9 protein-coding genes are annotated in these 6,189 nt (G+C 68.2%); 5 read left to right on the top strand and 4 right to left on the bottom strand.

The features are described from left to right. Positions 1-176: TetR/AcrR family transcriptional regulator (locus Q7P21_RS20500; RefSeq protein ID WP_369695356.1), on the bottom strand; the 176-nt coding region annotated here is incomplete at its 3' end. 67 nt (positions 177-243) lie between these two features. Between Q7P21_RS20500 and Q7P21_RS18730 the strand changes: the two genes are divergently transcribed. Continuing rightward, positions 244-1,074 carry an alpha/beta fold hydrolase gene (locus Q7P21_RS18730; RefSeq protein WP_304179315.1) on the top strand — a complete coding sequence of 277 codons (831 nt, stop codon included), beginning with the start codon at positions 244-246 and terminating at the stop codon, positions 1,072-1,074. Here the strand turns inward: Q7P21_RS18730 and Q7P21_RS18725 are convergent. Together Q7P21_RS18725 and Q7P21_RS18720 are read right to left on the bottom strand one after the other, a co-directional pair. Continuing rightward, positions 1,071-1,721, bottom strand: a complete 651-nt coding sequence (locus Q7P21_RS18725; RefSeq protein WP_304179302.1) for a TetR/AcrR family transcriptional regulator — start codon at positions 1,719-1,721, stop codon at positions 1,071-1,073. The genes Q7P21_RS18730 and Q7P21_RS18725 overlap by 4 nt on opposite strands. A 64-nt stretch (positions 1,722-1,785) precedes the next feature. Then, entirely contained in the window at positions 1,786-2,985 is a 1,200-nt protein-coding gene (locus tag Q7P21_RS18720) for a VWA domain-containing protein (protein ID WP_304179291.1), read from the bottom strand. 193 nt (positions 2,986-3,178) lie between these two features. Between Q7P21_RS18720 and Q7P21_RS18715 the strand changes: the two genes are divergently transcribed. Further along, positions 3,179-3,526 (top strand): type II toxin-antitoxin system RelE/ParE family toxin, encoded by a 348-nt coding sequence (locus Q7P21_RS18715; RefSeq protein ID WP_304179280.1) that lies wholly within the window; start codon positions 3,179-3,181, stop codon positions 3,524-3,526. 16 nt (positions 3,527-3,542) lie between these two features. Beyond that, positions 3,543-3,848, top strand: coding sequence for a DNA-binding transcriptional regulator (locus Q7P21_RS18710; protein WP_304169842.1), 306 nt, complete (start codon positions 3,543-3,545; stop codon positions 3,846-3,848). Here Q7P21_RS18710 and Q7P21_RS18705 read toward each other — a convergent pair whose 3' ends face one another. After that, a complete protein-coding gene (locus Q7P21_RS18705) occupies positions 3,849-4,841 on the bottom strand; it encodes an aldo/keto reductase (protein ID WP_304179248.1) in 993 nt (330 codons plus the stop codon). Positions 4,842-4,936: 95 nt separating this feature from the next. On the opposite strand from Q7P21_RS18705, the gene Q7P21_RS18700 reads away from it, so the two are divergent. Together Q7P21_RS18700 and Q7P21_RS18695 are read left to right on the top strand one after the other, a co-directional pair. Then, positions 4,937-5,827, top strand: a complete 891-nt coding sequence (locus Q7P21_RS18700) for a LysR family transcriptional regulator (protein ID WP_304179235.1) — start codon at positions 4,937-4,939, stop codon at positions 5,825-5,827. Positions 5,828-5,860: 33 nt separating this feature from the next. Then, the coding region (locus tag Q7P21_RS18695; protein WP_304179219.1) for an HtaA domain-containing protein at positions 5,861-6,189 on the top strand (329 nt) is incomplete at its 3' end.

Raw genomic sequence — 6,189 nt, 5'->3', positions numbered from 1 at the left:
ACGGCGATGAAGATCTCCGTCTTGTCCTTGAACCAGCGATAGAAGGTCTGGGGGGCGAAGCCGGCGCGGCGCGCGATCCGGTTGGTGTCGGTGCCGGCAAAGCCCTGTTCGCCGAATTCTGCAGCGGCTGCGGCGATCAGCGTCTCGCGTGTGTCGCCCTTGGTCTTGATCGCCATGGCCATCTCCTTGACAGAAAGTGATATAGATATCACTTGTGATATTCAAATCACATGGAGGCGCGGCATGTCCAGGCGCGAGGCGGTCGGGGTTCCGGCGGGGTCGATGATGATCGTGGTCGATGGCGTGAGCCTGGCCGTGGCGCGGGAGGGGCGGGGGCCGGCGGTGGTCTGCCTGCACGCGATCGGCCATGGCGGCGGCGACTTCGCCTCGCTGGCTCAGCGGATCGGCGATCGGTTCGAGGTGATCCGCCTCGACTGGCCCGGTCACGGCCGCTCCAGTGAGGACCGGGAAGGCCTGTCCCCGGCCCGCTATGCCGAACTGCTGGCGGGGCTGTTGGATCAACTGGGGATCGCGCGCCCCATCCTGGTCGGCTGCTCGATCGGAGGGGCGGCGGCGATCGCCTTTGCCCGGGACCATGCGGTCGCCGGCCTGGTGCTTTGCGACCCGGGCGGACTGGTCGAGGTCGACGCCACGGTGGCCCGGTTCTGCGGCCTGTTCGCGGCCTTCTTCGGCGCCGGTGAGCGGGGCGCCTGGTGGTATGGCGCGGCCTATGGGGCCTATTACCGCTGGCTGGTTCTGCCGGCCCGCGCCGCCAGGGTCCAGCGCCGGCGGATCATCGCCGCCGGCCGCGAGATGGCCGGGCAATTGCGCCGGGCCTGGGAGGGGTTCGGCCAGCCCAGCGCCGATCTGCGCGCGGTGGCGGCGGCCCTGGACGCACCCGTCTGGTTCGCCTGGGCCCGCGACGACCGGGTGATCCCGCTCAGCCGCTGCCGTCCGGCCATCAAGGCCATGAAGCATGCGCAGGTCACGGTCTTCCCGGGCGGCCACGCGGCGTTCCTGGAACAGCCGGACGCCTTCGCGGCGGGCTTCCGGGCCTTCGCCGCTCGTCTTTAGGCGACGAAGCCGGCCTCGGCGAAGTCGAGCATGCGCTTCAGGAGGCCCTCGGTGTCGCTCTCCCGCGTCACCCCGGCCGACAGGACGTGCAGGCGGTCGAACTCGGCGAAGCGGTTGTTGTGGACCATGCCCAGGCAGAAATGCAGCCGCCAATAGACGGTCTCGCGCGGCAGGTCGGGGCGGGCGGCGATGAGGGCGTCGGCGAAGCGGGCCAGGTGGCTGACGTCATTGGTCAGGGCCTCGCGCATTTCCTCGGTGCCCTCGCTGCGCGAGCGGATGATGAACTGCACCGAGATGCGGCGGTCGCCATTGGCCGAGCCCCAGCGCAGGGGCGGGGCGAACAGGGCCTCGAGGATTTCGCGCACCGGCGGCTTGCCGCCATGGCGGTCATTGGCCTCGTGCAGCATCCGCGCCCGCTCGCGGTTCAGCTCCGCCGTGCGCCGGCGGAAGATCTCGAACAGCAGGGCGTCCTTGGACCCGAAATGGTAGTTCACCGAGGCGAGGTTCACCCCGGCCTCGGCGGTGATGTCGCGCACCGAGACATTCTGGAACCCGTGCAGGGCGAACAATCGCTCGGCGGCGCAGAACACGGCGGCCTTGGTGGCCGCCTCGTTCGTCTCCTCGATCGGCGCGGCGGGGTCGGTCACAGGCGAATCCTCAAGCGATGGGAAAAGTCTAGATATCCCCCGTCGCTACGCAACATTCATGCCGTCAGCGGGACAATTGCCGCATGGCCTTGTCGAGTCCTTCGATGGTCAGGGGGAACATCCGGTCGCCGACCAGCTGGCGCATCACCTCGACCGAGGGGGTGTAGTCCCAGTGGCGCTCGGCGGTGGGGTTCAGCCACACGACGTTCTCGAAGATCTGGGTGACCCGGTCGATCCAGATCGCCCCGGCCTCCTCGTTCCAGTGCTCCACAGAGCCACCCGGATAGGTGATCTCATAGGGGCTCATGGTGGCGTCGCCGACGAAGATCACCTTGTATTCGTGGCTGAACTTGTGGAGCACGTCCCAGGTGTTCAGCTTTTCCGCGTGACGACGGCGGTTGTCCTTCCACACGCTCTCATAGAGGCAGTTGTGGAAGTAGTAGAACTCCATGTTCTTGAACTCGGTCCGCGCGGCCGAGAACAACTCCTCACAGACCTTGATGTGGCTGTCCATCGAGCCGCCGATGTCGAAGAAGATCAGCACGCTGATCTTGTTGCGACGCTCCGGGCGCATGTTGATGTCCAGGTAGCCCTTCTCCGCCGTGCCGCGGATCGTGGCGTTCATGTCCAGTTCGTCGGCGGACCCGTCGCGGACCCATTTGCGCAGCCGGCGCAGGGCGACCTTGATGTTGCGGGTGCCGAGCTCGACCGAGTCGTCGAGGTTCTTGTATTCGCGCTTGTCCCAGACCTTGATCGCCTTGCCGTGGCGGCCCTTGTCCTGGCCCATGCGGATGCCTTCGGGGTGATAGCCATTGGCGCCGAAGGGTGAGTCGCCGGTCGGGCCCTTGCCGTTCTTGCCGGCGCCCTTGCCGTCCCCGTCTCCGTCGCCGTCTTCCTCGCGCTGCTGCTTCATGCGCTCGGCCATGGCTTCCATCAGCTTGTCGAAGCCGCCCATGGCCTCGATCTGGGCCTTTTCCTCCTCGGTGAGGAACTGGTCCGACAGCTTCTTCAGCCACTCGGCCGGGATGTCGGAGACGCCCATGCCCTCGAGCTTTTCCAGGCCCTTGAACACGTGGCCGAACACCTGGTCGAACTTGTCGAGGTTCTTCTCGTCCTTCACCAGGGCGGCGCGGGACAGGAAATAGAAGTCCTCGACGCTGCGATCGATCACCGCCTTGTCGAGCGCCTCCATCAGCATGAGGTACTCTTTCAGCGACACCGGAACCTTGGCGTCGCGGAGCTCGGTGAAGAAACGCATGAACATGGGCAGGCTTCCCCAATGGTGGGACGAACATCTGTTTGACTGCGAAGGATGGGGCCGCGAGGGGGCGATGTCCAGTGCGTGTGATGGGGCGGGGCGGAAGGCCTTGACATAAGGAACATAACAAGAACAAAAAGCTACGGGCGGCAGGGAGGAGCGATCTTGCCAAAACTACTGATTGTCAGTATATTCTGCCGTGCAGACGGTCGCTGAAACCGCCGCATATCTTGCCTCCGCCAAGGCCGAAGGCATGACTCCCGAGGAGATGCGACGGGTGGTCGATAGCTTGGCGGCCGCGCCTTCGGCAGGCGATCTCATCGTGGGGTCCGGCGGCTGCCGAAAGCTGCGGGTCGCTGGCAAGGGGCGCGGAAAATCCGGGGGCTATCGCGTGGTGACGATCTTTGGCGGGGAAGATATGCCCGTCTATCTGCTCGCGGTCCTGGCCAAGGGCTCGCGGGCGACCTTCACCCCTGCGGAGATCTCGGCGATGGCGGTGGTCGCCAAACGTCTGGTCGGCGCACATCGGCCGCCGCTCAGGCCTTAGAGTTTTGGGAGCGTGCATGAAGAACGCCAATTTCGATCGGATCATGGCCGGCCTCAATGAGGCGGTGGAGATCGTCGAGGGCCGCGCCGACCCCTCGACCTACCGTATTCACGCACCGCCGACCGTCGATGTCCGCGCGATCCGCAGGCGCCGTGGGCTGACCCAGGCCGCCTTCGCGGGCCGGTACGGCTTCGCCCTGGGCCGGGTCCGGGATTGGGAGCAGGGCCGAACCACGCCGGAGCCGGCCATCCGCATCCTGCTGACCGTGCTGGATAAGGAGCCGGAGGCGGTCAGCCGGGCCCTGGCGGCTGCCTCAGACTGATCACCGCTCGCTGTCCAGCATCACCATCTGCGCCGCCGCATAGCGGTCGCCGGCCGCCGCGCCCTTGGGGGCCGCCGCCTCGATGGCCGTCAGGTCGGCTGCGCTGAGCACCAGGTCCAGCGCCCCGAGCGCCTCGTCCAGGCGGTCGGGGCGCCGCGCGCCGATCACCGGGAAGATGTCGCCGCCTTGCGCCAGCACCCAGGCGATGGCGATCTGGGCCACGGTGGCGTCGCGGGCGTCGGCGACCGCGCGCAGGGCCTCCACCAGGGCCAGGTTCTTGTCCAGGTTCTCGCCCTGGAACCGGGGCGAATGGGCGCGGAAGTCGCCGGCCGTGGCCTGGCTCCTGGTCCAGTGGCCGCTGATCAGGCCGCGCGACAGCACCCCATAGGCGGTGATCGCGATCCCCAGTTCGCGGCACACCGGCAGGATCTTGTCCTCGACGCCCCGTGAGATCAGCGAATATTCGATCTGCAGGTCGACGATCGGGTGGACGGCCGCCGCGCGGCGGATCGTCCCGGCGCCCACCTCCGACAGGCCGATGTGGCGGACATAGCCGGCCTTCACCAGATCGGCGATCGCCCCCACCGTCTCCTCGATCGGCACGGCGGGGTCCAGGCGGGCGGGGCGGTAGATGTCGATATGGTCCACGCCCAGGCGCTTCAGGCTGTAGGCCACCGAGGCCTTGACCGCCTGGGGCCGGCCGTCGAAGCCCAGGAAGGCGCCGTCGGGCGCACGCTGGGCGCCGAACTTGACGCTCAGCAGCAGGTCGGCGCGCCGGTGGCGCTTCAGCGCCTCGCCGATCAGCATCTCATTGTGGCCCATGCCATAGAAGTCGCCGGTGTCGATGAGGTTGATCCCGGCCTGAACGGCGGCGTCGATCGTGGCCAGGCTCTGCGCGCGGTCGGACGGGCCGTACATGTCGGACATGCCCATGCAGCCCAGGCCGAGGGCGGAGGATTGCGGGCCGGTGCGGCCGAGCGGACGAAGCATCATGGGGCGTCTCCTGCGAATGTGAGGGGACTTATGCGCCTGCAACGTCCATGCGATAATCCGCATAGTCCGACACAAGCTGTTTGGTATTTCGTATAATGAGGGGTCCCGACCTCGACGACCTGGCGGCCTTTGCGGCCATCGCCCGCCACCGCAATTTCCGGCGCGCGGCCCTGGAGCGTGGTGTCTCGGTCTCGACTCTGAGCCAGACCCTGCGCGACCTGGAGGCGGCCATGGCTGTGCGCCTGGTCAATCGCACGACCCGCAGCGTGGCGCTCACCGAGGCGGGGGCGCGGCTGCTGGAGCGCCTGACCCCGGCGCTTGCCGAGATCGCCCAGGCCATCGACCAGGTGCAGACCGAGGCCGGCACCGCCACCGGCCGCCTGCGCATCAACGCCCCGGAGCCGGCGGTCGAGCTGACGCTGGGGCCGCTGATCGCCCCCTTCCTGGCCGCCCATCCTGGCGTGGAACTGGACATCGTCTCGGAGACCGCCTTCGTCGACATCGTCGCCGGCGGCTTCGACGCGGGCGTGCGCTGGGGCGAGAGCCTGGCCAAGGACATGATCGCCGTGCCGATCAGCGGGCCGCAGCGCTTCGTGGTGGTGGCCTCGCCCGCCGCCCTGGCCCGCTGGGGAAGACCGGAGCGGCCGGAGGACCTGCTCGCCCGCCCCTGCATCCGCGTCCGCTTCGCCAGCGGCCGGCTCCCCGCCTGGGAATTCGAGAAGGACGGCCGCGTGGTGCGGGTCGAGCCGGAAGGCCCGCTCACCGCCACCAGCCCCCATGCCCAGCTGCGCGTGGCCGCCGAGGGCGCGGGCTTCTATCTGACCTTCGAGGACTATGCCCGGCCCCATATCGAGGCCGGCCGCCTGGTCGAGGTGCTGGCCGACTGGTCGCAATCCTTCCCGGGCCCGCTGCTCTATTATCCCAGCCGCCGGCACATGCCGGCCGCCCTGCGCGCCTTCATCGATTTCGCGCGCTGGCGCGGTTAGGCTAGGACTGCAAGCCGTGGAGGACCAAGACCCATGACCGAGCCCCAACACCAGGCCACGGCGCTTAGCTGGGGCGTGAAGCAGAGCTTCCGCAGCTATGTGGAGGCCACGGGCGGAACCATCGAGGTCGGGGCCGGCGCTGCGCGCGCCGAGGACGGCGGCTTCACCTTCGCGCTTGCCCCCGGCAGTGACCTGCGGCTCGGGGCGGACGGCGCGCTCACCGGGGTCGGCAAGTTCCTGGGCGAGGTCAAGTTCGACTCCCACGGCGGCATGCTGAAGGTGTTCCTGGCCGACCCGATCCTGGAGATCCGCGCGACCGGCGCGGTGCTGACCGTGGCCGACACGCCCAAGCGCGACTACCG

It is taken from the genome of Phenylobacterium aquaticum (assembly GCF_947378715.1).
GTDB classification, from domain to species: domain Bacteria; phylum Pseudomonadota; class Alphaproteobacteria; order Caulobacterales; family Caulobacteraceae; genus Phenylobacterium; species Phenylobacterium aquaticum_A.
The sequence above is the reverse complement of the archived record's forward strand: the minus strand, read 5'-3'. Positions and strand labels throughout refer to the sequence as shown.

What these genes read in the sequence shown, in the direction of transcription:
- Q7P21_RS18705 (WP_304179248.1), bottom strand. Translation starts at nt 4,841, where the DNA reads ATGATGCTTCGTCCGCTCGGCCGCACCGGCCCGCAATCCTCCGCCCTC.
- Q7P21_RS18730 (WP_304179315.1), top strand. Translation starts at nt 244, where the DNA reads ATGTCCAGGCGCGAGGCGGTCGGGGTTCCGGCGGGGTCGATGATGATC.
- Q7P21_RS18700 (WP_304179235.1), top strand. Translation starts at nt 4,937, where the DNA reads ATGAGGGGTCCCGACCTCGACGACCTGGCGGCCTTTGCGGCCATCGCC.
- Q7P21_RS18710 (WP_304169842.1), top strand. Translation starts at nt 3,543, where the DNA reads ATGAAGAACGCCAATTTCGATCGGATCATGGCCGGCCTCAATGAGGCG.
- Q7P21_RS18720 (WP_304179291.1), bottom strand. Translation starts at nt 2,985, where the DNA reads ATGTTCATGCGTTTCTTCACCGAGCTCCGCGACGCCAAGGTTCCGGTG.